Raw genomic sequence first — 26,613 nt, 5'->3', positions numbered from 1 at the left:
CCTCCGGCCCTCAGGCACGTGCCGGCGGCCAGCTGCCGGATCCGGTCGGTCCGCCGCGCCCCGGCGGGGGCTCGTGTTCGTCGATCACCCGCGCGCCACCGACCGGGCCGTGGGCGACGCGGACGGTGCGGCACACGCCCATCCCGGCCAGCTCGGTGGCGACCTCGACCGCGCAGTCGGCGTCCGCGCAGAGGAACGCGCAGGTCGGCCCCGATCCGGAGACCAGCCCGGCGATCGCCCCTGCGTTCACCCCCGCGCGCAGCGTGCGACGCAGGTCCGGCGCCATCGAGACGGCGGCGGCCTGCAGGTCGTTGCCCAGGTTCAGGGCGAGCTGGCGCGGGTCGCCGCCGGCGAGCGCCTCCAGCACCGGCTCGACCGGGCGCACCGGCGGCTCGGCGCCTGCGCGCAGCCGGTCCAGCTCCGCGAACACCGCCGGGGTGGACAATCCACCGCGGGCCAGCGCGATCACCCAGTGCAGCCGATGCCGGGCCAGCACCGGGATGACCTGCTCACCGCGGCCGGTGCCGAGCGCGGTGCCGCCGTGCAGGCCGAACGTGACGTCCGAGCCGAGCTCCGCAGCGAGCCCGGACAGGTCGTCGCGGCCCAGGTCCAGCCGCCACAGGGTGGACAACGCGACCAGCGCACCCGCGGCGTCGGCGGAGCCGCCCGCCATCCCGCCGGCGACCGGGATCCCCTTCCGCAGGGTGACCCGGACGTCCGGTTCGCGGCCGGCGTGCTGGGCCAGCAGCTCGACGGCGCGCCAGGCCAGGTTGGTGGCGTCCAGCGGGACCTCGGCGACACCGTCGCCGTGCACGTCCAGGGCGGGCTCCTCCGCCGGCTCGACCGACACCTCGTCGAACAGGCTCACCGCGTGGAACACGGTGACCAGGTCGTGGAATCCGTCCGGCCGCACCCCGCCCACGGCGAGGTGCAGGTTGATCTTCGCGGGGACCCGGACGGTGACCGGTCGCGGCACGGCGGACAGCACCGTTCAACCCTACGGGCAGCGCCGGGCGGCGTGCCGCCACCCGGGGGCGAGGGGTGGCCCGGCTCACCGCCGGGCCGGCTCGCCCCCGCCCGCAGCGGCTGCCGGGCGGGCGCGCAGGTGCTGCGGCCTGGCGAAGCACAGCACCGCGACGAGTCCGACCGCCACTACCGCCGCGGGCAGCAGGACGGACTGGGCCATCGCCGTCGCGAACGGTTCGCGCGCCTGGTCGGGGAGCGAACCGGCCGCGGCCGCGGCGTCCGGGCTGAGGGCCAGCCCCGGTACGAGGGCCGCGATCCGTGCCTCCATCAACACGGCGATGCTTGCGCTGCCCAGCACCGCACCGACCTGCCGGGTGGTGTTGTAGACGCCGGATCCCGACCCGGCCTGTGCCATGGGCAGGTTGCGGGTCGCACTGGTCGAGATCGGCGCCCACACGCACGAGCTGGAGATGCCGAGCAGCGAGATCGGCAACAGCAGCTGCCAGACCGGGGTGTCCGGGGTCATCACCGCGGCCAGCCAGAGCAGCCCGATGACGAACGTCGCCATGCCGAAGCCGCCGATCAGCCGCGGATGGATCCGGTCGGTCAACCGGCCGGTCCACGGTGCGAGCGCACCGGAGAGCACGGCGAGCGGCACCAGCAGCAGCGCCGCCTCGCTCGGTGAGAACCCGCGGACGTTCTGGGCGTAGATCATCAGCGGGAAGCCCTGCGCGGTGGTCGCGAAGCCGACCGTGCAGATCGCGATGTTGGCGAGCGAGAAGTTGCGGTCCCGGAACAGCGCCAGCGCCACCAGCGGCTCGGCCCGGGTGCGGGACTGCCACCACACGAAGACCACCAGCACCGCGGCACCGGCGACGATCAGCGTCCACACCGGGACCGGGCCGACGATCGGCCCCCAGTCGTAGCGCTGGCCCTCCTGGATGCCGAACACCAACAGGAACACACCGGTCGCCGACAGCACGACGCCGACCAGGTCGAACCTCCGGGAGGAGGTCTGCAGAGCAGGAACCAGGTACCAGACGGCGACGAACGCGAGGACGCCGAACGGCACGTTCACGAAGAAGATCCACTCCCAGCCGAGCCCGCCGACCAGGACGCCGCCGAGCACCGGGCCCGCGAGCGTCGCGACGCCCGCCACGGCTCCCCACAGGCTCATCGCCCGGCCACGCTGAGCCGCCGGGAAGGTCCGGGTGATCACGGCCATCGTCTGCGGGGTCATCAACGCCGCCCCGAGCCCCTGCGCGACGCGAGCGACGATCAGCTCCCCGATCGTCGCGGTCAGCCCGCACCACAGCGACGCCAGCGTGAACACGGTGAGCCCGGCCAGGTAGACGTTCTTCGGCCCGAACCGGTCACCGAGCCGGCCGGTGACCAGCAACGGAACGGCGTAGGCGAGCAGGTAGGCGCTCGTCACCCAGACCACGGTGTTGACGTCGGTGCCGAACGCGGCGAGCAGCGCCGGTGTCGCCACCGTGACGATCGTCGCGTCGACGAGAATCATGAAGAACCCGATGACGAGCGCCCAGAGCGCCGGCCACGGACTCGTCCCGTCCTCGCTCACGACCGCGTCGCGTGCCCTCGTCACCCGACCATGATGCGCCCGGGGCACCGGCCCGCTGCGACGGGGCCGACCACGCCGCTCCCGATCAGACCGGCCGCGCGGCGGCGACGGCGGCGAAGTCGGCCACCGAGAGCCGCTCGGCCCGGGTCACCGGGTCGATGCCGGCCACCCGCAGGGCTTCCTCGGCGGAAGCCGGCGACCCGGCCCAGCCGGCGAGCGCCCCGCGCAGCGCCTTGCGCCGCTGGGCGAACGCGGCCTCGATCACCGCGAAGGTCGCGGCCCGGTCGGCGCCTGCGGGCGGATCCTGCCGGACGAACCCGAGCAGGCCCGAGTCGACGCCGGGCACCGGCCAGAACACCGCTCGCGGCACCGGCCCGGCCCGGCGCGCGTCGGCGTACCAGGCGAGCTTGGCGCTGGGCGCGCCGTACTCCTTCGAACCCGGCCGCGCGGCGAGCCGGTCGGCGACCTCGGCCTGCACCATGACCAGCCCGCGCTCGATACCGGGCAGCTCGGCGAGCAGGTGCAGCAGGACCGGGACGGCGACGTTGTACGGCAGGTTCGCGACGATCGCGGTCGGAGCGGCAGCGCCGGGGCCCGCGTCGGCGGCCAGCTCGGCGGCCGTGACCCGCAGCGCGTCCGCGGTGGTGACGGTGAGCCGGTCCGCGAGACCGGGCGCGCGTTCGGCGACGGTGCCGGTGAGCTCCCCGGCGAGCACCGGGTCGATCTCGACCGCGTGCACCCGGGAGACGACCGGGAGCAGCGCCAGGGTCAGCGAGCCCAGGCCGGGGCCGACCTCCAGCACGACGTCCGCCGGGCCGACACCGGCCACCTTCACGATCCGCCGGACCGTGTTGCCGTCGTGCACGAAGTTCTGGCCGAGCTTCTTGGTGGGCCGCAGGCCGAGCCGCTCGGCCAGCACGCGGACGTCGGCGGGGCCCAGCAGCCGGACGGTCCCGTGGTCGCTCACGGCCCCATTGTCACGGGGCGCCCGCGGGCCGGGCGATCCGGGGATCAGCGCAGGCCGAGCTTGCGCGAGCAGGCGGGCCAGGCGCCGTAACCACCGCGGTCGTCACGCACGTTCTCGGCGATGGCGATCTGCTGCTCGCGGCTCGCCTTGTCGGCGGTGGGCGCGTACTTGCTGCCGCCGTAGGCCTGCCAGGTCTGCTTGTTGAACTGCAGGCCACCGTGGTAGCCGTTGCCGGTGTTGATCGACCAGTTGCCGCCGGACTCGCACTGGGCGAGCCGGTCCCAGGTCGCACCGTTCGACACGGCGGGCGCCTCGGTCGAGGTGCGCTCCTGGGTCTGTTCGACCTTCTTCTTCGTGCCGACCTTCACCACGCGCGGTGTCGCCGGGGTGTCCTGACCGGCACCGATCCGCTCGCGGGAGACCTCGTTGCCCTGCTCGTAGGTGACCCGCCAGATCACGCTGCGCTCACCTTCGGAGCCCGGGTCGACGACGGTGCGGGTGCCCTCCTCGAGCGTCGGGTCAGCCACCTCCTGCTCCGGGACCGGGAGCTTCAGCAGCTCCACCACCTGCGCGTCGACGATGTCCGCCGCGCTCGCCGGGGCCGCGACCGGGGCGAACGACGCGGCGGAGGCGGTGTTGTCCAGGGCCATCGACGCGGCGCCGAGATCGGTGGCGCCGGCAGCCAGGTCGGCGCGCAGCGTCTGCGGCTCCGGCTCGGCCTGCGGCACCATCACGGCCGCGGCGAGGCCGCCGGTGGGCAGCGAGAACAACGCCGCCGCGGCGACGGTGCGTACACCCGCCTTCGAACGCGCGGTGGACCGGTGCCTGCCCTCGTACGCGGGTCCGGCCAGACCCGCCGGGGCGGAGACGGGAAGCGGACGCGTGACGTCGTCTTCGGACACACCGTCTCCGGACACACCAACGTTGCGCTCGAACATAACTTCCCGGGTGACTCGGCTCTCCGGGCAGGGGGTGTGACCTGCGGAGACGACGGCCGGCGCGGTGCCGGGGAGCGGAACCGATGCGTGGGGAGCGGACCGGCCGTCGTCCCGCGGGTCGGGGGGCATTCCCATCCCGGTGGGTACGACGCAGGACGTTAGCGGACCGTGACCCGCCGGTGGTGCACCCGACGCGCTTGCCGCGGCGAGCGGCTCGTGATCGACGGTGAGTGACGACCGAGCCGCCTGCGGGCTCGGCGGGCGGCGTTATTCGGTTGCGCCCGTCCGGAAGATCCGTTCGGCGTTGCGCCGAGCCATCTCGGCGACGCGTGCTTCCGTCTCCCCGCGCGTCGCCGCCATCCCGCGGACCGTCCAGGGCAGCACGTAGGGCTCGTTCGCCCGGCCGCGGTGCGGGTGCGGGGTGAGGAACGGCGCGTCGGTCTCGACGAGGAACTGCTCGTCGGGGACGAGCGCCGCAGCGGCGCGCAGTTCGTCGTTGTTCTTGAACGTCACCGGACCGGCGAACGACAGCAGGTAACCGGCGTCCACGCACTCGCGGGCCATCGCCGCGTCACCGGAGAAGCAGTGGAACACCACCGTGTCCGGTGCGCCCTCCTCACGCAGGATGCGCAGCACGTCGTCGTGCGCGTCCCGGTCGTGGATCATCAAGGGCTTGCCGGTCCGCTTGGCGAGTCCGATGTGCCAGCGGAAGGCCTCCTGCTGGGCGGGGGGCGGCGAGTGGTCCCAGTAGTAGTCCAGGCCGGTCTCGCCGATGCTGACCACCCGCTCGTCGGCGGCGAGCCGCTCGATCTCGGCGAGGTCGCCGGCGCTCACCGAGGCGGTGCGGGTCGGGTGCAGCGCGACGGCCGCCCACACCCGCGGGTCGGCGTGCGCGGCGCGCACGGCGAACCGGGCACCGGCCAGGTCGTCGGCGATGGTCACCGCACCCACGACGCCGACCGCCGCCGCCCGGTCCATCGCGGCGACCACGTCGGCGTCGGTCTCGCAGCCGCACGCGTCGAGATGGGTGTGGCTGTCGATCGTCGGCGCGGCGAGCGGCTCGGGCGGGTCCGGTCGCGGCCGGCGCCCGTGCGCGCCGGTCTGCGCCTCGCTCACTGCTGGATCGGGGCCCACTCCGGGCCCGTCTCCCCCAGCTCGGGCGCGAGCTTGGTGAAGATCGGCGACGGCTTGGCCAGCGGGCGGCCCACCTCGATCGGGGTGGAGCCCCAGTGCGCCTGCTCGGCGGCGTAGTCGCCGGTCAGCACCGGGTAGGACGGCCCGTCGCCGAGATCGTCGACCTCCTGGCGCTCCGGCTGCGCCGCCCACACCCCGGCTCCGCCCAGCGACTCGTGCACCTGCTGCGCGGAGTGCGGCAGGAACGGGGTGAGCAGCGTGTTCGCGTCCTGCACGACCTGCAGCGCGGTGTGCAGGATCGTGTCCCGGCGCTCCGGGTCGTCCTTGCGCTTCCACGGCTCCTGGTCGGACAGGTACCGGTTGGCCGCCGTCACGACCCGCATCGCCTCGCCCGCGGCCTGCTTGAACCGGTTGCGGGCGAGCAGCCCGCCGACCGTGTCGAACCCGGCCTTCGAGTAGGCGAGCAGCTCGGCGTCGGCCTGCGCGGGTGCCGTCGGCTTCGGGATCGCGCCGACGTTCTTGTGCGCCATCGAGATGGACCGGTTGACCAGGTTGCCCCACTCGTTGGCCAGCTCGAAGTTGATCCGGCGGACGAACTCGTCCCAGGTGAAGTCGACGTCCTGGTTCTCCGGCCCGGCGACGGCGATGTGGTAGCGCAGCGCGTCCGGCCCGAACTCGCGCAGGAAGTCGCCGACGTAGATGACGGTGCCGCGGCTGGTGGAGAACTTCGAGCCGCTCATCGTCAGGTACTCCGACGAGACGACCTCGCTGGGCAGGTTCAGCGTGCCGAAGGTACCGGGCTCGCCGCCGCGGTCGCCCTGCCCGTTCTGGCCGAGCAGGATGGCCGGCCACATCACCGAGTGGAAGGTGATGTTGTCCTTGCCCATGAAGTAGTACGCCTGGGCCGCCGGGTCGGTCCACCACTGCTTCCAGGCGTCCGGGTCGGGCCCACGGCGCGCCCACTCCACCGACGCCGACAGGTAGCCGATCACCGCGTCGAACCAGACGTAGATCTTCTTCATCGGGTTGTCCGACCAGCCGTCCAGCGGCACCGGGACGCCCCACTCCAGGTCACGGGTGATCGCCCGCGGCTTGAGGTTCTCGACCAGGTTCGCCGAGAACCGCAGCACGTTCGGCCGCCAGTCGGTCCGGGTGGCCAGCCAGGAACCCAGCGCCTTGGAGAAGGCGGGCAGGTCCAGGAAGAAGTGCTCGGTCTCGACGAAGCTCGGCGTCTCCCCGTTGATCTTCGATCGCGGGTTCTTGAGATCGGCCGGGTCGAGCTGGTTGCCGCAGTTGTCGCACTGGTCGCCGCGGGCGCCGTCGTAACCGCAGATCGGGCAGGTGCCCTCGACGTAACGGTCCGGCAGGGTGCGCCCGGTGGACGGGCTGATCGCGGCCAGCTGTGTCCTCGGCACGATGTAGCCGTTGCGGTACAGCGAGGAGAAGATGTGCTGCACGACCTCGTAGTGGTTCGAGGTCGTGGTGCGGGTGAACAGGTCGTAGGACAGTCCGAGACCCTGCAGGTCTGCGGTGATGACGTCGTTGTACTTGTCCGCCAGCTGTCGCGGCGTCAGCCCCTCGGCGTCGGCCTGCACCTGGATGGGAGTGCCGTGCTCGTCGGTCCCGGAGACCATCAGCACCCGGTCCCCCGCCATTCGCCGGTAGCGGGCGAACACGTCGGAGGGCACACCGAAGCCGGAGACGTGGCCGATGTGCCGGGGTCCGTTGGCGTAGGGCCACGCCACGGCGGTCAGCACGGCATTACTCATGCTCCCCAGCCTATTCACGGCGGCCGACGCGCCGCCGGGCGGCACGTCCGCCACGCCGGCCCGGACCGCAGATCCACCGGCCGACGCGGCGGGCCGGTGCCATGATGAACGTCATGGATGCTGCCGAGCGCGACCGGGACGCGCTGCTGGACGCGGCCCTCCAGCAGTGGGCGGACGGCGGCTGGGCGGCAGTCGACCCCGTGTCGGCCGCCGAGCGGGCCGGCGTCGGGGCAGAGAGCACCCGGGAGTTCGACTCCGGTGTGGACCTGGCGTGCGCGGTGTTCGACCACGTCGTCGACGAGCGCGCGGCCGTCACGCTCAGCGCGGTCGAGCAGGCCGGACCGAGCACGATGGCGAAGGTACGGGCGGCGCTCGAGGCGTTCTTCGACAACGTCGACGAGGACCCGCGACGGGTGGTCGCGCTGGTCGACGCGATCGGCTGCCCTCCGCTGGCCGCCCGGCGGCGCAGCGCCAACCGGGGCTTCGCGGAGCTGATCACCAGCGGCCACGCCGGGAGCCGGATCGAACCGGACGACCTGCGGGTCGCCGGGCACTTCTGCCTCGGCGGGCTCACCGAGATCATCCTGGCCTGGCTGGACCCGGACAGCCCGGTGACCCGCGGCCAGGCCCTCGAACACGGGGTGCGGCTCTACGAGTCCTGCATGTCCACCCGCTGAACCGACGCCGCTCAGACCTGCGCGGAGCCCTCGTCCCAGCTCAGGTGCAGGGCACCGGTGACGGTACGCAGCTCGACGCCGAGCGTCTCCAGCCCGAGGACGCCACCGGTCGCCTGCACCGGGAGCAGCCGGCTCCCGACCGCGCGGAACACCTCGGCACGCCGGTCGTCGGGGTGCACGACGAGCAGCTCCCGCACGCCGGCCGCAGCGTAGAACTCGATCTTCTCGTAGGTCTCGTCCTGTGCGGATCGGACCTCGACGACGAGATCGGCACCTTCCACGCCACGGTCGGAGAGATGCTCGGGGCGGCAGTAGAGCTGGTCCGGGATCCGGTAGTCGTCCTCGGAACGGAACAGCCCCGTCTCCACGTGCGGGACGAGTCCGCGACGCTGTGCGAGCCGGCCGAGGGCCAGCATCAGATTCGTGCTGAGCCGCTGATGCGGGCCACCCGGCGGCGGAACCATGTGCAGCACTCCGTCCCACATCTCGTCCCGGCCGTCCAGCCCCAGCCGGCGGCGCTCGTCGAGCATCGCCTGCGGCGGGTCGAGCATGAGGACCTTCATGGAGGTGATGATACGCAGCGGGCAGCACCCCGGGACCCGATCCGGACGGATGGCGGCCGGACCGTCGTCCCTTCGCGGACCGACCGGTGCGGCGTATCGTTGCACCGTGAACGTGGACGTGACACCGCTGCCCGGGATCGGGGTGCGCAAGGAGATCGAGCTGCGCAGCGGCCGCCGGATCGGTGTCATCACCCACCGCGACGGCCGGATCGAGCTCATCCTCTCCCGGGCCGACGACCCGGACGCCTGCCTCGCCGAGCTCCCGCTCACCGTCGAGGAGGCGGGCACGCTGGCGAACCTGCTCGGCGCCCCGCAGCTGGTCAACCAGCTCAACGACGAGCACCGCGACCTGCCCGGGATCACCACCCGCAAGCTGCCGATCCGGACGAACAGCCCCTACGACGGTCGCCCGCTCGGCGACACCTCGCTGCGCACCCGCACCCAGGTGTCGGTGGTGGCCGTGATGCGGGCCGGGCAGGTGGTCCCCTCGCCCACGCCGGACTTCGTGCTCGTCTCCGGGGACATCGTGATCGCCGTCGGGGAGGCCGACAAGCTCGACCAGGCCGCCGACGTGCTGGCCCGCGGCTGAACCGTCTTGGACCACACCGCACTCGAACTGCTCGAACTCGGCGCCGTCTTCTTCGGCCTCGGCCTGCTGGGCAGGCTCGCGCACCGGATCGGGCTGTCCCCGATCCCGCTGTACCTCCTCGGCGGGCTCGCCTTCGGCAACGGCGGGATCCTCCCGCTCGGTGACATCGGTGACTTCACCTCGCTGGCCGGTGAGGTCGGCGTCGTCCTGCTGCTGTTGCTGCTCGGACTGGAGTACTCGGCCGCCGAGCTGGTCACCGGGCTACGCCGGTCCTGGCTCGCCGGGATCGTCGACATCGTGCTCAACGCGGCGCCCGGCGCCGCGGTCGCACTGGTCCTCGGCTGGGGCCCGGTCGGGGCGATGGTGCTCGGCGGCGTCACCTACATCTCGTCGTCCGGGATCGTCGCCAAGGTGCTGTCCGACCTGGGCCGGCTGGGCAACCGGGAGACCCCGGTGGTGCTGTCGGTACTGGTGTTCGAGGACCTCGTGATGGCCCTCTACCTGCCGATCCTGACCGCGCTGCTGCTCGGGGTGACCCTGTGGGGCGGGATCGGCGCGGTCGCGATCTCGGTCGCCGTGATCTCGGTGGTGCTGGTCGTCGCGCTGCGCTACGGCCGCTACGTCTCCGCGGTCGTCGACTCCGACGACCAGGAGGTCTTCCTGCTCAAGGTGCTCGGCGCCGCGCTGCTGGTCGCCGGGTTCGCGCAGGCGATGCAGGTCTCGGCGGCGGTCGGCGCGTTCCTGCTCGGGATCGCGATCTCCGGCTCCACCGCGGAGAACGCGACCCGGCTGCTGGAGCCGCTGCGGGACCTGTTCGCGGCCGTGTTCTTCGTCGTGTTCGGGTTGTCCACCGATCCGGCGACGATCCCGCCGGTGCTCGGCTGGGCGCTGGTGCTGGTCGTGTCGACCACCGTCACCAAGTTCGCGACCGGCTGGTGGGCGGCGAGCCGGGCCCGGATCGGACGGATGGGCCGGGCCCGCGCCGGAGCGGCGCTGGTCGCCCGGGGCGAGTTCTCCATCGTCATCGCCGGACTGGCCGTCGGGTACGCGGCGGTGCCCGACGAGCTGTCCGCGCTGGCCACCGCATATGTGCTGATCATGGCGATGGTGGGCCCGATCCTGGCCCGCTCCGTCGAGCCGGTGATGCGACTGCTGCCCACCCGGAGCGCCGTCACGACCTGACACCGGCGAGCGGCGCCCGCGGATCCGTGCGGTGGGTCAGCCGTCCCGGGCGGCGAGGGTGGCGTTGTAGAGGTCGCGCTTGGGCACCCCGGCCGCCGCGGCGACGGCGGCGACGGCGTCCTTGAGGCGCTCACCGTCGTCGACCCGCTCCCGGACGGCATCGACCAGCGACGCCACCGGCGGTGCCACCGGTGCCTCGGCACCGGCGAGCACGATCGTGACCTCGCCGAGCACCTCCGAGCTCGCCGCCCAGTCGGCGAGCTCGGCGAGGGTGCCGCGCCGGACCTGCTCGTAGGTCTTGGTCAGCTCCCGGCACACCGCGGCCCGGCGCTGCGCCCCGAGCACCTCGACGGCGGCGGACAGCAGGTCCGCCGTGCGCCGCGGGGACTCGAAGAAGACCACGGCGCGGCGCTCGTCGCGCAGCGTCTCCAGCCAGCGGCGCCGCTCCCCCGGCCGGCGCGGCGGGAAACCCTCGAAACAGAACCGCTCGGCCGGCAGCCCGGACAGGACCAGCGCCGTCGTCACCGCGGACGGGCCGGGCAGGCAGGTCACCGGGAGGTCCTCGGCGGCCGCCGCGGCGACCAACCGGTAACCGGGATCCGAGACCGCGGGCATCCCGGCGTCGGACACGACGAGCACCGTCGCCCCGTCCCGGACGGCCGCCAGCAGGCCGGGCGCCCGCTCGGTCTCCACCGCGTCGTAGTGACTGACGAGCTTCCCCGTCCAGGTGACACCGAGCGCCGCGGCGAGCGTGCGGAACCGGCGGGTGTCCTCGGCCGCGATCACGTCCGCGGTGCCGATCAGCTCGCACAGCCGGGCCGAGGCGTCCCGCGGGTCGCCCAGCGGTGTGGCGGCCAGGACCAGGACACCGGGAGCAGCGGTCGATGCGGGCACCGCACCACCCTACGATCGGGCCCCGTGGCCACCTCGACCGCCGACCCCGGGAGCCGGGTCGCCGGAGCGGCCCCCGAGCCGGGGCTGACGCCCCTCGGCACCCCCCCGCCGTTGCGCCGCGCCGATCCCGGTCCGGCCGCGCGGCTCGGCGCGCCGCCGCCCACCGACCGGTTGCGCGGGTGGCTGGTCACCGGCGGGGTGGTGCTGCTCGCCGCCCTGCTGCGGTTCTACGAGCTGGGCGAGCCCACCGACCGGGGCACCCCGGTGTTCGACGAGAAGCACTACGTGCCGCAGGCCTGGGAGATGGTCCGCAACGGGGGGGTGGAGAACAACCCCGGCTACGAGAAGATCGTCCATCCCCCGCTGGGCAAGCAGCTCATCGCGCTGGGCCAGATGGTGTTCGGCTACGACGGCGTCGGCTGGCGGGCGGCGGCGGCACTGGCCGGGGTGCTGACCGTGCTGCTCGTGGTGCGGGCCGGTCGGCGCCTCACCCGGTCCACCGCACTCGGCGGGCTGGCCGGTCTGCTGCTGATCGCCGACGGCCTGTCCCACGTGCAGTCCCGGATGGGCATGCTGGACGTGTTCGCCGCGCTCTTCGTGGTGGCCGGGTTCGCCGCGCTGCTCTGCGACCGGGACGACGTGCGGGCCCGGATGGCCAGGGTGGTGGCCCAGGGCCGGGTCACCGACACCCCCTTCGGGCCGCGCTGGGGGGTGCGCTGGTGGCGGCTCACCGCCGGTGTCTGCCTCGGGCTGGCCTGCGCCGTGAAGTGGAGCGGGTCGTACTACGTCGCCGCGTTCGGCGTGCTCTGCGTGCTCTGGGACGTGTCGCTGCGACGCCGCGCAGGCGTCGCCCGGCCGTGGGCGGGGACCGTGGCACGCGACCTCGCCCCGGCCCTGTGGGCGCTCGCGCTGGTCCCGGTCCTCACCTACGTCGCGTCCTGGTGGGCCTGGTTCGGCAGCGAGACCGGGATCGACCGGCACCAGGTGGGCCGCGGGATCGGCACCGGCGGGCCGTTCGCCTGGGCACCGGACGCGCTCCGCTCACTGTGGTACTACCACGGCCAGGCGCTGGAGTTCCACGCGAACCTGACCAGCGACAGCGCCGGGCAGCATCCGTGGGAGTCCAAGCCGTGGACGTGGCCGATGGGTCTGCGGCCGATGCTCTACCGCTACTCCGACGAGGCGACCGGCTGCGGCGCCTCGGAGTGCGTCTCGGCGGTGATGCTGGTCGGCACCCCGGCGCTGTGGTGGGCGTCGGTCCCGGTACTGCTGTGGGGTCTGTGGCGGGCTCTCACCCGGGTGGACTGGCGTTGGACGGCCGTGCTGGTCGGCTACGGCGCCGGGTTCCTGCCGTGGTTCGTGAACCTTGATCGGCAGATGTACTTCTTCTACATGATGCCGGTGGCGCCGTTCCTGGTGCTGGCCGCGACGCTCGCGATGGGCCAGCTGCTCGGGTCCGCGGGCATGTCCGAGCGACGACGCCGGGCCGGCCTGCTGGTCGTCTCGGCCTGGGTGGCCCTGATCCTGGTCAACTTCGTGTGGCTGTGGCCGATCCTGGTCGGCGACCCGATCACCCCGCAACACTGGCAGGCGCAGCTGTGGCTGCCGTCGTGGCGCTGACCGCACCCTGCGCCGGACGAGTGAACCGGGGCCTGCCCGGGAACCGGCTGCCGCCGGCGACCGACTCCTGCAGGGTGACACCCGTACCCTCCCCGATCCGCCGGGTCACCCTCGTCCTGCCCGTGGTGCTGGTCGCGCTGCTGTTCGGAGCCGCTCCCGCGTGGGCGCACACCGAGCTGGAGTCCAGCACGCCCGCCGAGAACGCCGAGGTGGCCCAGGCCCCGTCCGAGATCACCCTTACCTTCTCCGAGAACGTGCCGGCGGACACCGCCGAGATCGCCGTGCTCGGGCCGGACGGCACCGACCACGCCGGGGGCCCCGCCACCGGTGCGGACGGCACCCTGACGGTGCCCCTGCAACCGCTGGGCGCCGCCGGCTCCTACACCATCGAGTACCGGGTCGTCTCCGACGACGGCCATCCGGTCTCCGGCACGATCCCCTTCGTCCTGACCCAGGCCGGGCCGGGCGCTGCGACGGCCGACGCGGCGACCGCCGCTCCGACGACCTCCGCCGCCGCGCCCGCGGCCGCCGAGGACAGTGGAGACGGCGGTGACGGGGCACCGGTCTGGCCGTGGGTGCTCCTCGCGGTCGTCGTGCTCGGCGGCGGGGCGGCGGTGGCCCTGCGCCGCCGCCCCGGCTGATCCCGCGCCCGACGAGATGACCGACACGACCACCCCCCGGCGCGACGCCGGACCGGCCACCCTCGCGGGCTGGTCCGCCGTCGCGCTCGGCGCCGCGGTCGTCGCCGCCGGGCTGAGCGGCGGCATCGGGCCGGACTCGGTGCCGCTCGATCTCGCCGCGGCCCTGGTGCGGGCCACCGCCGACCTGGCCGCGCTGCTCGTCGCGGGGGCGGCGCTCACGATGCTCCTGGCCCCGGGACGGTCCCCCGGCACGGACCGGGCACTGATCGTCGCGGTGCCCGCCTGGACGGCGGTGCTGCTCGTCGAGGCCGTCGTCCGGGGTGCGACGGCGGCCGGGGAGCCGCTCACGAGGGTGCGCCCGGCCGACGTCGTCGGTTACCTGACCGGCCCGGCCGCCGGGACCGGCCTGATCCTGGCCGGGACGGCCACCGTGCTGCTGCTCGGCTGTGTCGCCGGGCGTCCGGCAGGCGCGGGCCCGGCGGCGCTGGTGCTGGCGCTGGCGATCGCCGGGGCCGCGGCACCCGCCGCGTTCGGGCACGCCGCGGCGTCGCCGCACGCGGCGCTCGCCGTCCCCGGAGTGGTGCTGCACGTGGCCGCGGCGCTGCTGTGGGTCGGTGGCCTCGGTGCGGTGCTCGTACTCGCCCGCGAACCCGCACGACTGGCGGTCGCGCTGCCCCGCTTCTCCCGGCTGGCCGGTTGGAGCGTCGCGCTGCTGGTCGTCTCCGGGGTGCTCGCCGCGACCGCGCGGCTGGGCTCACCCGCTGAGCTCGTCGACGGCGGGTACGGCGCCCTGGTGCTGGTCAAGATCGTGCTGCTGGCGGGTGCGGCCGCGCTCGGCGGCCTCACCCGCCGACGGTTACGTGCCGGGCGGATCCCGGTGCTCGCCTGGGCCGGCGTGGAGATCCTGCTGCTCCTCGCCGCGATCGGTGTCGCGGCGACCCTCACCCACACCGCCTGACCGGGCGCAGCCCTCCTCGGCTCCCTCCTGGTCCGGGCTCAGCGCTCGTAGGTCGCGGTGATGGTCGCCCTGGCCAGGGTGTGGCTGAACAGGTTGAACCCCAGGTAGGCCGGGGAGGCGGTGCGCGGAACACCCAGCCGTGTGACGTCGACGGCGTGCACGACGACGTAGTAGTGGTGCAGGCCGTGGCCCTCCGGTGGCGCGGCCCCGAGGTACTGGTGGATCCCGGCGTCGTTGGGCAGGGCGAGCGCCCCCTCGGGCAGGCCCGCCCCGCCCGGGTCCCCGGCGCCCGCCGCCAGCGACGTGACCCCGGCCGGGATGTCGGCGACCGCCCAGTGCCAGAAGCCGCTGCCGGTCGGGGCGTCCGGGTCGTAGACGGTGACGGCGAAGCTGCGGGTGGCGACCGGGAAGTCGCGCCAGCTCAGCTGCGGTGAGCGGTCCTGCCCACCGGCGCCCATGATGCCGCTGACCTGCGGCGGCGCCAGCGGCACGCCGTCGGCGATGTCGGTGATGGTCAGGGTGAAGCTCTGCACCTCGGGCAGGAACAGGTACGGGTTCGGCGGTGCCGAGACCGATGACGTCATCGGATTCTTCCTCCTCAGTTCCCGCTCGCGCGGTACTCGGACGCGATGTAGTCGGCCTGCCGGACGGCCAGGGCGACGATCGTCAGCGTGGGGTTGGCCGCCGCGCCGGTGGTGAACACGCTCCCGTCGGTGACGAACAGGTTCGGCACGTCGTGCGCGCGCCCGAACCGGTCGACGACACCGTCACCGGGGCGCTGGCTCATCCGGCAGGTACCCAGGTTGTGCGTCGACGGGTAGGGCGGCGTCTCGATCGTGCGGTGCGCACCGACCGCCTTGTACACCGCGGCGCCCTGGGTCAGACCGTGACGACGCATCGCCAGGTCGTTCGGGTGGTCGTCGAAGTGGACGTTCGCGACCGGCAGGCCGTGCTCGTCCACCGTGTCGGACAGGGTGATCCGGTTGGTCTCCTGCGGCATGTCCTCACCGACGATCCACATGCCGGCGGTGTTGAGGTAGCCGTCGACGATCTCGGTCAACCGCGGTCCCCAGCTTCCGGGTGCGACGAACTTGGCGAAGAACGCGGGCCCGAGCGCGATCGTCTCCATGTAGTAACCGCCCGCGAAACCCCGGTCGGTGTCGAGACGGGACTCGTCGGCGATCACGCCCGCCATCGTCTCGCCGCGGTACATCCGGACCGGTTTGTCGAACTGGCCCCACACGGTGCCGGTGGTGTGGCGCATGTAGTTGCGCCCGACCTGCCCGGAGGAGTTCGCGAGGCCGTCCGGGTACCGGGTGGACGCCGAGAGCAACAGCAACCGCGCGGTCTCGATCGAGTTGCCCGCGACCGAGACGATCGCGGCGCGCTGGCGGCGCAACGTGCCGTTGCGGTCGGCGTAGAGCACACCGGTGGCCCGGCCGTCCGGCCCGTGCAGGATCTGCACGGCCTGGCTGTCCGGACGCAGGTCGAGGTTCCCGGTGGCCTCGGCCTTGGGCAGCTCGGCGACCAGTGTCGACCACTTCGACCCGTGCTTGTCGCCCTGGAAGTTGAACCCGTCCTGGACGGTGGCGGGGCGGCCGTCGTAGGGCTCGGCGTTGGTCGCGTACGGACCGGTGGCGTAGTCGCGGTAACCGAGCTTGTCGGCGCCGTTGGCGAACACCTTGTAGTTGTTGTTGGCGGGCAGCGGCGGACGCCCGTGCCGGTGCGTCACGCCCATCTTCCGCTCGGCCTTGTCGTAGTACGGCTCGAGCTCGGACAGGGTGATCGGCCAGTCGAGCAGGCTGGCACCGTCGATGTCGCCGTAGATGGTGCGGGTGGCGAACTCGTGCGGTTTGAACCGCGGGCAGGCACCGGCCCAGTGCGTCGTCGTACCGCCGACGGCCTTGACGATCCAGGCGGGCAGGTTCGGGAAGTCCCGGGCGATCCCCCAGCTGCCCGAGGTGGTGCGGGGGTCGGTCCAGGCCATCTGACCGAAGGCCGCCCACTCGTCCTGGTGGTAGTCCTCGCCGGTCAGATGCGGTCCGGCCTCCAGGACGACGGTCTTGAAGCCGCGCTGGCACAGTTCGTTGGCCAGGGTGCCGCCACCCGCGCCGGAACCGATGACCACCACCACGTCGGAATCGTCGTAGTCGAAGCGGGTCATGCCGATGCCTCCTGCCGGTCGTCGGCCCCGTTGCCGGAGCCGTAGCTCTCGATCCGCGGGTCGGGCAGCCAGTCCAGGTCGTCGAACCCGCGGTCGATGTACCCGCCCTTGTCGTAGGAGGGGCCCTCGTAACCGAGCACCTCCCACACCTCGTGGTCGTCGTAGAGGGCCACCACGGCGACGTCGACGATCCCGGTGAGGAAGGGCGTGCCGGCCACTCCGCGCAGGACCACCGCGGCGATGTCGGGATCGAGACGGGAGAACGGGACCTCGCGTTGCCGGTCGAGGTCGGTGAGCCCCTGCAGGAGCTGCGCCTGCAGGCGCGGGTTCACCGCCGCTGCGTCGAGGACGGCCTGCGCGGCCCGCTGGTAGGGCCCCGTGGGGAAGGTGTCGTGCGGGAACGCCGCACGCAGTACGTCGACGAGCGTGCGGCGCTGGTCGTCGGACAACAGGGTGGACATCGTCGTCTCGCTCTCGTCTCGGCCGGAATCGGGCACAGGTGTCCCGTCGAAGGGATGCGGTGTGTTCTCGGAAAAGGGGGTCAGGATCCGTTGCGGATCCCGTACACGTCGAGCCTGCGGTAGAGGGTCGCCCGGCTGATGCCGAGGTCGTGCGCGGCGCGGCTCATGGTCGTACCCGGATCGGCGAGGACGCGCAGGATCTCGTCACGTTCCACCATCTCGATCCGCGACAGGGTCCGCCGGGGCGCACCGCCGGCCACCTCGGACGGCAGGTGCCCGGTGTCGACCACGTCGCTGCGCGCCACCGCCGCCTCCACCACGGAGCGGAGCTGCTCGACGTTGCCGGGCCATCCGAACGTCGACAGACTCCGCCGTGCGGTCGCGGTGAACCGCACCTCGCGGCCGCGGCGCGCCGCGGCGAACGTGCGGGCCAGCGGCAGGACGTCCTCGCGGCGGTGCCGCAGCGGCGGCAGCTCCACGTAGTCGTCGACGAACGGGCGCAGCGCCGCGGGTACGGCGTCCGGGTCGCGGGCGGTGAACGCGAACGCCGGCCGGCGCCCGGGGCTCCCACCGCGGAGCATCCCGGCCAGTTTCGACGCGACCGGTGGCGTCAACCCGTCGACCGCGCTGACCACGATGCTCGTGGCGTCCTCGCCCAGCTCCGGCGTCCAGAGGTCGAGCCAGGCCTCGGCGCTCCGGTCGGTCGGTGGCCGGGCCGCGAGCACCCGCCCGCGCGGGTGCGTGTGGGCGAGCGCGTCGGTGAGCAACGCGGTACGGCCCACCCCGTCCTCACCGACGACGGCGACGATCCGCCCGGCCGACAGTGCGGCCTCGACGTCGTCCAGTGCGGCCCTGCGGGCCCGCGACGGCGGTGGCGGTACCGGCTCGGGCGGGTGCAGCAGGACCCGGAAGACCCGCCCCTGGGTGACCGGGCGCGGGCTGCGGCCCCGGTGCCGGGCCAGCATCAGCGCGGCCGCGCTGCTCGCGGCGCTCTGTGCGAGCGCCAGCAGCAGCGGTTCGGAGCGCTGCGCCCACGTGGTCAGGTTGACGGTGCCGACCAGCTCACCGGTGACCGGGTCCGACACCGGGGCGGCGGCGCAGGTGTAGCCCCACAGCTCGGTGCAGAAGTGCTGATCGGCCCGGACCAGCGACGGCGCCCGGTCCGCCAGTGCCAGGCCCAGCCCGGTCGTCCCGGTCGTCCGTTCGCTGTAGTCGAAGCCCGGTGCGAGGTAGACCGCGTCGAGGGCGGAGAGCAGCGAGCGTTCCCGGCAGGACCGGTCGAGCACCACCCCGTCCGGGTCGGTGAGCATCAGGCTGACCGGCTCCCCGGCCAACGTCTCCTGCAGGCCGTCGAGGACCTCGCGCCCGCAGCGGAAGAACAGCGACTCGTCGTCGACCGCGCCGCACAACGACGGCGTGACCTCGTCCAGCGGCGCGCCGAACTCCGTGCTGCGCCGCCACGACGCGGCGATCCGGTCCGGAACGCCCGGACCGCCGCCCACGGCGGTGGCCCGTGCGATCTGCTCCCGCTCGCAGAGCCCGGCTGAGCCGTCCATGTTCTCACGACCTCCGAGGCGTCGTCGCACTCATCAGATGCTCCGACTGTGGCACGGCGCAGCCGTCCGGCGCGCCCCCCGGACGTCTCAGCCTGAGACAAGATCGTCCGTGCCGTCGTGGGAGCACGTCACCGCTTCAGCGTCCGTCCGGCCCACCCCGATCCTCCAGCTCCAGCGTGAGCAGGTGGTACGAGAGCGCCTTGCCGTGCCCGTCGAGGGTGAGCGATCCGGTCACCCCCCCGCCGAGTGCGCCGGGGAGCCGGAACACCAGCGCCGGGAGCCCCGGCACCTCGTAGCGGTCCACCGGGCCGGTCACGGCCGGTCCGAAATGCCGCCGCACCGCGGCGCCGGTGAGCTGCTCCCGCAACAGCGCCCAGCCGGCCTCGTCCCGCGGGAGGACCGCCAGCATCAGGGTGTCCCCCTTGTCCCCCGCCCGGACATCGGCGACGTCGTCGACCCGCATCAGCGCACCTCCGTCACGGTCACCACGGGCCGGACCAGGGCCCGGTCGAGCAGGCAGGACCGGACCACGACCTGCTCGTGGGCACCCGCACGGGCGCCGCCGCCGCCGGCCGGGCCGTTCGTGTACAGCGACTCGACCTCCCAGCCGACCAGATCGGCGCGCTCCCGGTCCGGGGCGCGGGCGGCCACCCGCAACCGAACCTCGACCGGGTCGCCCGGGGCAGCCAGCCCGCGGTGCGCCGCGCCCGCACCGAGGAACTCGACCTCGACGTCGTCCTCCGGGATGCCGTGCACGTCGCGCAGCCGCTCCCGCACGATCTCCCCGGCCAGCCGGGCACGGTCCAGGCAGCGCGGTCCGGCATAGCTGATCTGGCCCTCGCCGACCCAGCCCCCGCGGTAGCCGAGGGTGACCTTCAGCCGGTCCGGGCGGGTCCGGCCGGTGGCGCCGCCTGCGGCGACGGTGTCCGGGCCGGTCTCCCGGAACGTGACGCCGGAGAAGTCGGCGGTGACGTCCGGGGTGAGGTAGGCGGCCGGGTCCCCGACCTCGTAGAGCAGTTGCTCGGCGCAGGTGCGCCGGTCCAGCCGTCCACCGTCGGAGGCGAGTTTGCCCAGCTCCACACGGCCGTCGGCGGTGACGTCGGCGAACGGGAACCCGAGCCGCGCCAGGCCCGGCACCGGCTTGGTCACCGGGTCGGCGAAGTACCCGCCGGTGAGCTGGCCCGCACATTCCAGCAGGTGACCGACCATCGTCCCGATCCCGGACAGATGCGGTCCGTCGTCCCAGCCGAGGTCGTGGCGCAACGCACCCAGGTAGAGCGACGGGTCAGCGACCCGGCCGGTGACGACGATCCCGGCGCCGGCCTCCAGTGCCTCGGTGACCGGTTCGGCACCGAGGTAGGCGTGCGCCGAGACCGGCTCGGGGCCCGCCGACACCGGGCGACCGGTCTCGGCCACGACCGGGTCGGCCCGTCGAACGGCATCGAGCACGTCGTCACCGGTGACGACGCCGAGCCGCACCGGGCCGCAGCCGGTCCGGGCGACCACCCGCCCGGTCAGCTCACCGGCGGCCTCCGGGTTCGCCGCCCCGGAGTTCGTGATCAGGGTCGTCCCGGCGCTCCGGCACGCCGGGAGCACCGCCGTCAGCCGGGCCGCCAGCAGCGGGTCGTACCCGGCGGCCGGATCGCTCAACCGCCGCAGCGTGCCGGCGGCGACCGTCCGCTCGCCCAGGCACTCGAAGACGATGTGGTCCAGGCCGGCCTGCTCGACCAGCCGTACCGCGGGGTCGATGCGGTCCCCGGCGAACCCGGCGCCGGCCCCGACACGTGTCCGACGGGTCATCCCAGCATCACCACGCCGGTGGCCAGGGCGACGCCGAGCATCACCAGGCTGATCAGCCAGGCCCAGCCGAACAACGCGCGGATGTGGCGTCCGATGTCGACCCCGGCCAGTCCGACGAGCAGGTAGAACGACCCGGTCATCGGGCTGATCGGGAACCCGACGGTCTCCTGGCCGACGACCGAGGCGCGGGCCAGGTCGACCGCACTCACCCCGAACTCCGCACCCACGGCCGTGAGCACGGGCAGCACACCGAAGTAGTAGGCGTCCGGCCCGAAGACCAGGCTGAGCGGGACACCGAGCACGCCCACGACGACCGGCAGCGCGCCACCGACGCCGTCCGGGATCGACTGGGCGACCGCCACCGCCATCGCGTCGATCATCCCGCTGCCCTCCAGGATGCCGAGGAAGGCGCCGGCCGCCAACAGCGTCGACGCCATCAGCATCGCGGCCGGGGCCTGTGCGTTGATCCGCTCGGTCTGCTCGGACAGCCCCGGAAAGTTGATCACCAGGGCGAGGACGACGGCGCAGAGGAAGACGAACTCGGGCGCCGCGACCCCGGACACCAGACCGGCCACCGTCAGGAGGGTGAGCACGACGTTCACCGCCATCGACACCCGACGCGCCGGGACAGCGGAGGGCTCGGCCTCCGTCGTGGCACCGCCGTCGTCCGGGGAGCGCTCGGCGCCGGTCGTGCTCTCCCGGCCGGTCCTGTTCCGGGTACCCGGCCGACCGGTGCTCGCCGGCTCGGCGGCCCCTTCCGGCCCAGCGGTTCCCGTGTCCCGGCTCGGGGCGACCGGCACGCTCGCGGCCGATCCTTCGACGGCGACCCCGACAGCCCGGCCACCGGCGGCCGGGTCCGCGCCCGCGGCGGCACGGACGGCTTCGCGCACCGGCTCCCGGCGGCTCTCCCGACGCCCGAGGTACCAGGCGATCAGCAGGGCGACCACCATTCCGGCCAGCTGGGCGGGGATCAGCGGGACCCAGACCTCGTTGGCGTCCACTCCCGCGGTGGTCGCCGCGCGGGCGGTCGGCCCGCCCCACGGCAGTATGTTCATCGTGCCCGCACCCATGCCGACACAGACGGTGAGCGTCAGCCGGCTCATCCCGAGCCGGTCGAACAACGGCAGCATCGCCGGGATCGTGATGAGGAAGGTGGTCGCGCCGGCGCCGTCGAGATGGGCGGCCATCGCCAGCGCCGTCGTCGCCAGGCACACCGTGGTCGGTGCGTTCCCGGCCAGCGCGACGAGCCGGCGGACCACCGGGTCGAACAGGCCGGCATCGCGCATCACCCCGAAGTAGACGATCGCGAAGACGAACATCGCCGTCACACCGACCACGTCGGACAACCCGTCGGACACGAACGTGCCGATCTCACCGGGCCCGAACCCGGCGAGCAACGCCGTCACCACCGGCACGCCGGCGAGCGCCACCACGGCACTCACCCGTTGGGTGAGCAGCAGGGTGAGTATCAACCCGATCGTCAGGAAGCCCAGGAACGTCACCATCGTCGGTCCTCTCGTGGCGGATCGGCCCACTGTGACCGCACGCATAATTGACTGTCCAACATCAAATATCGATACATTGATGTATGCCCGACATGGATGTGGAGATTCGGCAGCTCCGCGCGGTGGTCGCCGTAGCACAGGCCGGGAGCTTCTCGCAGGCGGCGGAGTCGCTCGGGCTCGCGCAGTCGTCGCTGTCGCGGACGGTGCAGGATGTGGAGCGCCGGGTCGGCGTCCGGCTGTTCCGGCGGACGACCCGCTCGGTCGCGACGACCGCGGAGGGCGCCGAGTTCGTCGTCCTCGCCCGGCGGGTGCTGGCCGAGCACCGCACCGCGATGGCGCACCTGACCGGCTATCTGGCCGGGGTCCGCGGCCACCTCACGGTCGCCGCGCTGCCGTCGCTGGCCGCCGGGCTCCTCCCGGCGGCCCTCGCCCGCTACCGGGAGGACCGCCCGGAGGTCACCGTGGAGGTGCTGGACGGGTTGTCCCGCGAGGTGCTCGACCGGGTCCGGGACGGCACCGCCGACCTGGGACTCACCGTGTCGACCGAGCCCGTCACCGGGTTGCGGACGACTCCGCTGGTCCGGGACCTGTTCCACCTGGTGGCGCCCGCGGACGACCCCTTCGCCGGACAGGCCTCGGTGGCCTGGCGCGAGCTGCACGGCCGGGACTTCGTCGCGTTCGACCCCAGCAGCAGCATCCGGGCGCACACCGACCGGGTCCTCGCCGAGCAGGAGGTCGAACTGGGCACCGTCACCCGCGCCCGCAACATCCTCGCCGTCGGCGGGCTGATCGCCGCCGGACTCGGGGTGTCGGCCGTGCCCGCGCTGGTCCTGCCGCTGATCCCGTTCAGCGGGCTGGCCCACGTCCCGCTCCGGGAGCCGGAGCTGCGCCGCGAGGTGTGCATGATCCACGACCCGCGACGGCCGTCCTCCCCGGCCGCCGCGGCACTACTGAGCCTGCTCGACGACCTCGGACGCACCGGGGTCGGCTTCGGCCCGGGGGTGGAACGCGCAGGCTGACCGACCGGCCGGTCGGGGACCGGTCCGGTCCGTGCGGCGGCCCCGAGCGTGCCCGTCCCGTCAGAGCCAGCGTGCGACCCCACCGTTGCGGGAGCAGGTTCCCGACCGGTTCTGGCTGAAGCTGTAGGAACCGTTCTTGCACTGCGCGGTCGCACCGGCCGGAGGGCTCGCCGCCTCCGTCGGCCGGGGAATGCAGTTGCCGTCGGCGTTGACGTAGTGCGTCGAGGAGTTGCAGACGGAGGCCGGGGCCGGGTCGGCGGCCGCGGCCCGCTGCTGCTGTGCGCGTTCCCTGTCAGCGCGTTCCCCGTCCGCGCGTTCCTGCTCGGCCCGTTCCCTGTCCGCGCGCTCCTGCTCGGCCCGTTCCTCGGCCAGCCGCTCTCTCTCGGCCTGCTCTGCCCTGGTCTGCTCCGCGGCACGTCGCTCGGCCGCCAGCTCCTGCGCCAGCCGCTCCTGCTCGGCCCGTTCCGTCGCCGCGCGCTCCTCGGCGGCGCGCTCCCGGGCGGCGGTCTCGGCGGCCCGGGCATCAGCTCGCTCCGCCGCCGCCGGCTCGGCCGTCACCGGGGCGACCGGCGGTGTCAGCGCGACCGCAGCGACGAGCACGACCGGTGCGCCGATCAGTGCGGTCACCGCCCGGCCCCGGTTCACCGCGTGCCCGCCCCGGCTGCGCCATGCGCCGACCGCCGCGCACACCAGCGCGGCCAGCGCCGGCAACGTCCCGACGGCCGGTGCGAGCGGCAGCAGGACCACCGCCAGGAGCATCAGCACGATGCCCGCCGTCGCAAGGCGGTTACGCGACCGGTCGATCGGCACCACGGGGAGCCGATCCGTCGGCGGGTCCTCGTACCGGCCGGGATGTGCGGGTCCGTTCACCGTCGTCTCACCGTTTCGTCGAGTTACGTGCCGTGATCAGCTAGGCACACACAGCATCGAGACGGTCGGCGACCTCGTTGCGGCAACGGGAGAGTTACTCACGGTTATCCGCAACTGTGATGATCCGGGTTTCCGCACACGGAAGGGAAACCACTGCCCTGACTGCCAGGGGCTGACCTCACAGCGTCGTCGCGGCCCCGTGCCCGGGAGAGCCGGTTCGGCCCGCAGAGCGGTCCACCCCCGGAGAGCCCCGTCAGCCGGGCCGACGGTGCGGCTTCCGTACTCGACGGCGGCGGCGCGGCGACGCGCATGACTGCGTCACCGGCTCGAGCGGCACCAGCGTCCGGGTGGGCCGCGACCCGGGGCCGCGTCACGGACGGACCGAGTGTGATCGACGATCGTGACGAGCCCGGACGCGAGCGCACTGCCCTGGGTCAGGTGTAGTTGAGAGGCCATCCCGCGCGGGAAGTCCACACGGGCCTGCTGAGCCGGGCCGGATGGCGCTCGTGAGCCTGGGCCGAGCAGAACGACAGCGCTCCGGCCTCCACCGGAGGTCGGAGCGCGAACCGGACGTGGTATGTGGAGCTGAGGGGAATCGAACCCCTGACCTTCTCGATGCGAACGAGACGCGCTACCAACTGCGCTACAGCCCCGCGGCCCGCCCTCGCGGGCTGACCTGGAGAACACTAACAGACCCCTATTCGCCCGCCGCACGCCGGTGCGGGGTGAGCTCGTCGAGGACGTCCGGCTCCTCCTCGGCGTCCACGTCGACCAGCGATGTGCCCTCCGGGACCGGCGGCGGCGGGGCCGCGACCAGCCTCGGCAGCGACGACTCGTGCTCGGTCGAGGCCGGGCCGTCCACGGTGCGCCGGCGGGCCGGGAGCACTCCGAGGGGCTGGCCCGTTCCGCGCACCCGGGTCGGCTCGCCGTCGTCGGCGGTCCAGTCGGTGTCGTCCTCACCACTCTCGGGCTGCTGGTCACCCCTGGCGTCGCTGCCCCCCTCGCGGTGATCGGCACTGCGGTGATCGGCGCCGCGGTCGTCGGCGCCGCGGGGATCGGTGTCCTCGCCCACCGCAGCCTCGGCCGTGGCGCGGCGCGGCGCGGCGAACCGGGCCGCGCGGCGGGCCCGGATGGCTTCCTCGATCCGGACCTGACGCCGCAGGTAGGTGAGGTAGCCGACCAGACCGGCCCCGAGGGCACCGGCGACCCACCAGAACACGGTGGACACCAGGAGCGCGGTCGCGCCCGCGGCGACCAGCAGCACGAGCAGGGCCAGCACCACCCGCTGGCGGAACGCGTACTTGGCGTGCGCCGCCGCGGCCGCCGCGTCGGGATCGAACCCACCGCGGCCGGGCCGGTACCGGTACGGGGACCGATCGGCGTGCTCGTCGTCCCGATGCCCGATGCCGGTTCCGTCCGGTTCGAGCATCTCGTCACGATCGATGTCGTGATCCCCGTCGACGAACCGGTCCTCCGCGGGACCGGTGTCACCGACGGCGACCGACGCCGCTGCCCGGGGGTCGCGCTCCCGGTCCGCGGCACGGCCGCCGTCGGGCTCGGGGTGCTCGTCGCTCCCGGCCTCCACGCCGAGGTGATCGTCGTCGAGACCGTGTACGTGGCCCTCGTCGTCGATCTCGGCGTCGATCTCTTCGTCGTACCCGTCGTACGCGCCGTCGTGACGGTCGCGGGGGCCGGGCACGCCGTCGCTGCGCTGTACCAGCTCGCCCACGGTGCTCGGACCGGATCGTTCCATCACCAGTACCTCCGGGTATCGATGCCGCATCGGGCGTTCCAGCACCCGACCGGACAGCAGCGCCGGGCTCAGCCGGGCCACCTCCTGCTGACGACGGGCGACGGTCGGCACCAGGATCAGCAGCCACAGCACGACCAGACCCACGAAGATCAGCGAGCTGGGCACGGGCTGCCTCCTCCCCGACCGGCGCAGTCCACCCGATGGCGGGCCCCGATCCCGTCCACCGACGATCACCGTAATCGGCGAACGGTCCGCTCCGCGGTCGCGACGCGCCGTGGTCCCCCGGACGGACGGCAGCACCTGAGAGACGGGCGGTACACCAGTGACTCCGGAGGGTGACGGTCAGGCGCGGGTGGCCCGGCCGTCCCGGATGAGTTTCGCTGCGAAACCACCGGCCGGGGACTCCTCGGCGGTCAGGGCGTAGGCGTAGTGGTCACGCCAGGCGCCGTCGACGTCGAGGTAGCGCAGCAACAACCCCTCGCGCCGGAAACCCAACTTGCACAGCACGGCGATGCTGGCGGCGTTCTCCGGCCGGACGGTCGCCTCCACCCGGTGCAACCGGACCGGTCCGAAACAGTGGTCGAGCACCATCGCGACCGCGGCCGTCGTGATCCCCCGCCGGGCGAAACGGGAGTCGCACCAGTATCCGACGTAGGCCGAGAGCAGCGGTTCGCGCACGACGTTCCCGACCATCACGTGCCCCACCAACCCGCCGTCGACGGTGATCGCGAACGGCAGCGACAGACCCCGGCGGGCCGCCGCACGCAGCAGGTACCAGCGGCCCGGCCACTCGGCGGGCGAGTTCCGGCGGGCCCATCCACCGTGCGTGGTGGGTTCCCACGGGCGCAGGTAGGCCTCGTCACGCCGCCGGATCCGGGCCCAGTCGGCGCCGTCGCGCAACCGGACCGGGCGCAACCCGACCTCATGGCCGCGCACCCGCAACGGGCCGAGCCGGGCGGGCCAGCCGGGGTGAGCACCGGGTGGCTCCGGCACCGGCGCGGGGGG

General features: G+C 73.5%; 25 protein-coding genes and 1 tRNA gene. 7 read left to right on the top strand and 19 right to left on the bottom strand.

Features of this window, described 5'->3' with window-relative positions; translation table 11 throughout:
- Window positions 1-10: 10 nt before the first annotated feature.
- From AB0J24_RS20625 to metG, 6 genes are all read right to left on the bottom strand, one after another.
- Complete coding sequence (locus AB0J24_RS20625) at window positions 11-988, bottom strand: 4-(cytidine 5'-diphospho)-2-C-methyl-D-erythritol kinase (protein ID WP_358683673.1); 978 nt, start codon at window positions 986-988, stop codon at window positions 11-13.
- A 63-nt stretch (window positions 989-1,051) separates the two neighbouring features.
- On the bottom strand, window positions 1,052-2,572 hold the full coding sequence (locus AB0J24_RS20620) for a DHA2 family efflux MFS transporter permease subunit (protein WP_358683671.1): 1,521 nt from the start codon (window positions 2,570-2,572) through the stop codon (window positions 1,052-1,054).
- Between the two features lie 61 nt (window positions 2,573-2,633).
- On the bottom strand, window positions 2,634-3,515 hold the full coding sequence (rsmA, locus tag AB0J24_RS20615; RefSeq protein WP_358683669.1) for a 16S rRNA (adenine(1518)-N(6)/adenine(1519)-N(6))-dimethyltransferase RsmA: 882 nt from the start codon (window positions 3,513-3,515) through the stop codon (window positions 2,634-2,636).
- A gap of 44 nt (window positions 3,516-3,559) precedes the next feature.
- Window positions 3,560-4,417, bottom strand: coding sequence for a resuscitation-promoting factor (locus tag AB0J24_RS20610; protein WP_358683667.1), 858 nt, complete (start codon window positions 4,415-4,417; stop codon window positions 3,560-3,562).
- Window positions 4,418-4,720: 303 nt separating this feature from the next.
- Complete coding sequence (locus AB0J24_RS20605) at window positions 4,721-5,569, bottom strand: TatD family hydrolase (protein WP_358683665.1); 849 nt, start codon at window positions 5,567-5,569, stop codon at window positions 4,721-4,723.
- Entirely contained in the window at window positions 5,566-7,356 is a 1,791-nt protein-coding gene (gene metG / locus AB0J24_RS20600; protein WP_358683663.1) for a methionine--tRNA ligase, read from the bottom strand. Before metG ends, AB0J24_RS20605 begins: the two co-directional genes overlap by 4 nt.
- A gap of 113 nt (window positions 7,357-7,469) precedes the next feature.
- Between metG and AB0J24_RS20595 the strand changes: the two genes are divergently transcribed.
- The gene (locus AB0J24_RS20595) at window positions 7,470-8,033 is read left to right on the top strand and encodes a TetR/AcrR family transcriptional regulator (protein ID WP_358683661.1); all 564 of its coding nucleotides are present in this window, start codon (window positions 7,470-7,472) and stop codon (window positions 8,031-8,033) included.
- A gap of 11 nt (window positions 8,034-8,044) precedes the next feature.
- Here AB0J24_RS20595 and AB0J24_RS20590 read toward each other — a convergent pair whose 3' ends face one another.
- Window positions 8,045-8,596: a Uma2 family endonuclease gene (locus AB0J24_RS20590; protein WP_358683659.1), complete on the bottom strand. Its 552-nt coding sequence runs from the start codon at window positions 8,594-8,596 to the stop codon at window positions 8,045-8,047.
- Window positions 8,597-8,702: 106 nt separating this feature from the next.
- Between AB0J24_RS20590 and AB0J24_RS20585 the strand changes: the two genes are divergently transcribed.
- The gene (locus AB0J24_RS20585) at window positions 8,703-9,185 is read left to right on the top strand and encodes a cation:proton antiporter regulatory subunit (RefSeq protein WP_358683657.1); all 483 of its coding nucleotides are present in this window, start codon (window positions 8,703-8,705) and stop codon (window positions 9,183-9,185) included.
- 6 nt (window positions 9,186-9,191) lie between these two features.
- The gene (locus AB0J24_RS20580) at window positions 9,192-10,367 is read left to right on the top strand and encodes a cation:proton antiporter (RefSeq protein ID WP_358683655.1); all 1,176 of its coding nucleotides are present in this window, start codon (window positions 9,192-9,194) and stop codon (window positions 10,365-10,367) included.
- Window positions 10,368-10,403: 36 nt separating this feature from the next.
- Here AB0J24_RS20580 and rsmI read toward each other — a convergent pair whose 3' ends face one another.
- Window positions 10,404-11,261 carry a 16S rRNA (cytidine(1402)-2'-O)-methyltransferase gene (gene rsmI / locus AB0J24_RS20575; protein WP_358683653.1) on the bottom strand — a complete coding sequence of 286 codons (858 nt, stop codon included), beginning with the start codon at window positions 11,259-11,261 and terminating at the stop codon, window positions 10,404-10,406.
- An 84-nt stretch (window positions 11,262-11,345) separates the two neighbouring features.
- Here rsmI and AB0J24_RS20570 point away from each other — a divergent pair, with 84 nt between their 5' ends.
- The 3 genes from AB0J24_RS20570 (at window position 11,346) to AB0J24_RS20560 (ending at window position 14,480) form a co-directional block, all read left to right on the top strand.
- Window positions 11,346-12,881, top strand: coding sequence for a phospholipid carrier-dependent glycosyltransferase (locus AB0J24_RS20570; RefSeq protein ID WP_358683735.1), 1,536 nt, complete (start codon window positions 11,346-11,348; stop codon window positions 12,879-12,881).
- A gap of 74 nt (window positions 12,882-12,955) precedes the next feature.
- The gene (locus AB0J24_RS20565) at window positions 12,956-13,522 is read left to right on the top strand and encodes a copper resistance CopC family protein (protein WP_358683651.1); all 567 of its coding nucleotides are present in this window, start codon (window positions 12,956-12,958) and stop codon (window positions 13,520-13,522) included.
- A gap of 16 nt (window positions 13,523-13,538) precedes the next feature.
- Complete coding sequence (locus tag AB0J24_RS20560) at window positions 13,539-14,480, top strand: CopD family protein (protein ID WP_358683649.1); 942 nt, start codon at window positions 13,539-13,541, stop codon at window positions 14,478-14,480.
- 38 nt (window positions 14,481-14,518) lie between these two features.
- Here AB0J24_RS20560 and AB0J24_RS20555 read toward each other — a convergent pair whose 3' ends face one another.
- The 7 genes from AB0J24_RS20555 to AB0J24_RS20525 all read right to left on the bottom strand — a co-directional run bounded on the left by AB0J24_RS20555 (window position 14,519) and on the right by AB0J24_RS20525 (window position 21,966).
- On the bottom strand, window positions 14,519-15,064 hold the full coding sequence (locus tag AB0J24_RS20555; RefSeq protein ID WP_358683647.1) for a YbhB/YbcL family Raf kinase inhibitor-like protein: 546 nt from the start codon (window positions 15,062-15,064) through the stop codon (window positions 14,519-14,521).
- 14 nt (window positions 15,065-15,078) lie between these two features.
- A complete protein-coding gene (locus AB0J24_RS20550) occupies window positions 15,079-16,644 on the bottom strand; it encodes a GMC family oxidoreductase (protein ID WP_358683645.1) in 1,566 nt (521 codons plus the stop codon).
- A complete protein-coding gene (locus AB0J24_RS20545; protein ID WP_358683643.1) occupies window positions 16,641-17,105 on the bottom strand; it encodes a hypothetical protein in 465 nt (154 codons plus the stop codon). Before AB0J24_RS20545 ends, AB0J24_RS20550 begins: the two co-directional genes overlap by 4 nt.
- Window positions 17,106-17,185: 80 nt before the next feature.
- Entirely contained in the window at window positions 17,186-18,661 is a 1,476-nt protein-coding gene (locus AB0J24_RS20540; RefSeq protein ID WP_358683641.1) for a GAF domain-containing protein, read from the bottom strand.
- 136 nt (window positions 18,662-18,797) lie between these two features.
- Entirely contained in the window at window positions 18,798-19,124 is a 327-nt protein-coding gene (locus AB0J24_RS20535) for a hypothetical protein (RefSeq protein WP_358683639.1), read from the bottom strand.
- The gene (locus tag AB0J24_RS20530; protein WP_358683637.1) at window positions 19,124-20,461 is read right to left on the bottom strand and encodes an acyclic terpene utilization AtuA family protein; all 1,338 of its coding nucleotides are present in this window, start codon (window positions 20,459-20,461) and stop codon (window positions 19,124-19,126) included. Before AB0J24_RS20530 ends, AB0J24_RS20535 begins: the two co-directional genes overlap by 1 nt.
- Window positions 20,458-21,966, bottom strand: a complete 1,509-nt coding sequence (locus AB0J24_RS20525) for an SLC13 family permease (RefSeq protein ID WP_358683635.1) — start codon at window positions 21,964-21,966, stop codon at window positions 20,458-20,460. Before AB0J24_RS20525 ends, AB0J24_RS20530 begins: the two co-directional genes overlap by 4 nt.
- A gap of 92 nt (window positions 21,967-22,058) precedes the next feature.
- Between AB0J24_RS20525 and AB0J24_RS20520 the strand changes: the two genes are divergently transcribed.
- On the top strand, window positions 22,059-22,985 hold the full coding sequence (locus AB0J24_RS20520; protein ID WP_358683633.1) for a LysR family transcriptional regulator: 927 nt from the start codon (window positions 22,059-22,061) through the stop codon (window positions 22,983-22,985).
- Between the two features lie 60 nt (window positions 22,986-23,045).
- On the opposite strand, the gene AB0J24_RS20515 is transcribed toward AB0J24_RS20520, so the two are convergent.
- The 4 genes from AB0J24_RS20515 to AB0J24_RS20500 all read right to left on the bottom strand — a co-directional run bounded on the left by AB0J24_RS20515 (window position 23,046) and on the right by AB0J24_RS20500 (window position 26,601).
- Entirely contained in the window at window positions 23,046-23,744 is a 699-nt protein-coding gene (locus tag AB0J24_RS20515) for a DUF3761 domain-containing protein (RefSeq protein WP_358683733.1), read from the bottom strand.
- A gap of 691 nt (window positions 23,745-24,435) precedes the next feature.
- Window positions 24,436-24,508: transfer RNA gene (locus AB0J24_RS20510), tRNA-Ala, on the bottom strand.
- 44 nt (window positions 24,509-24,552) lie between these two features.
- A complete protein-coding gene (gene glpR / locus AB0J24_RS20505) occupies window positions 24,553-25,773 on the bottom strand; it encodes a gephyrin-like molybdotransferase receptor GlpR (protein WP_358683631.1) in 1,221 nt (406 codons plus the stop codon).
- A 177-nt stretch (window positions 25,774-25,950) separates the two neighbouring features.
- The gene (locus AB0J24_RS20500; RefSeq protein ID WP_358683629.1) at window positions 25,951-26,601 is read right to left on the bottom strand and encodes a GNAT family protein; all 651 of its coding nucleotides are present in this window, start codon (window positions 26,599-26,601) and stop codon (window positions 25,951-25,953) included.
- Between the last annotated feature and the right edge of the window lie 12 nt (window positions 26,602-26,613).

This window comes from Pseudonocardia sp. NPDC049635 (genome assembly GCF_040659795.1).
Classification (GTDB): domain Bacteria; phylum Actinomycetota; class Actinomycetes; order Mycobacteriales; family Pseudonocardiaceae; genus Pseudonocardia.
The sequence above is the reverse complement of the archived record's forward strand: the minus strand, read 5'-3'. Positions and strand labels throughout refer to the sequence as shown.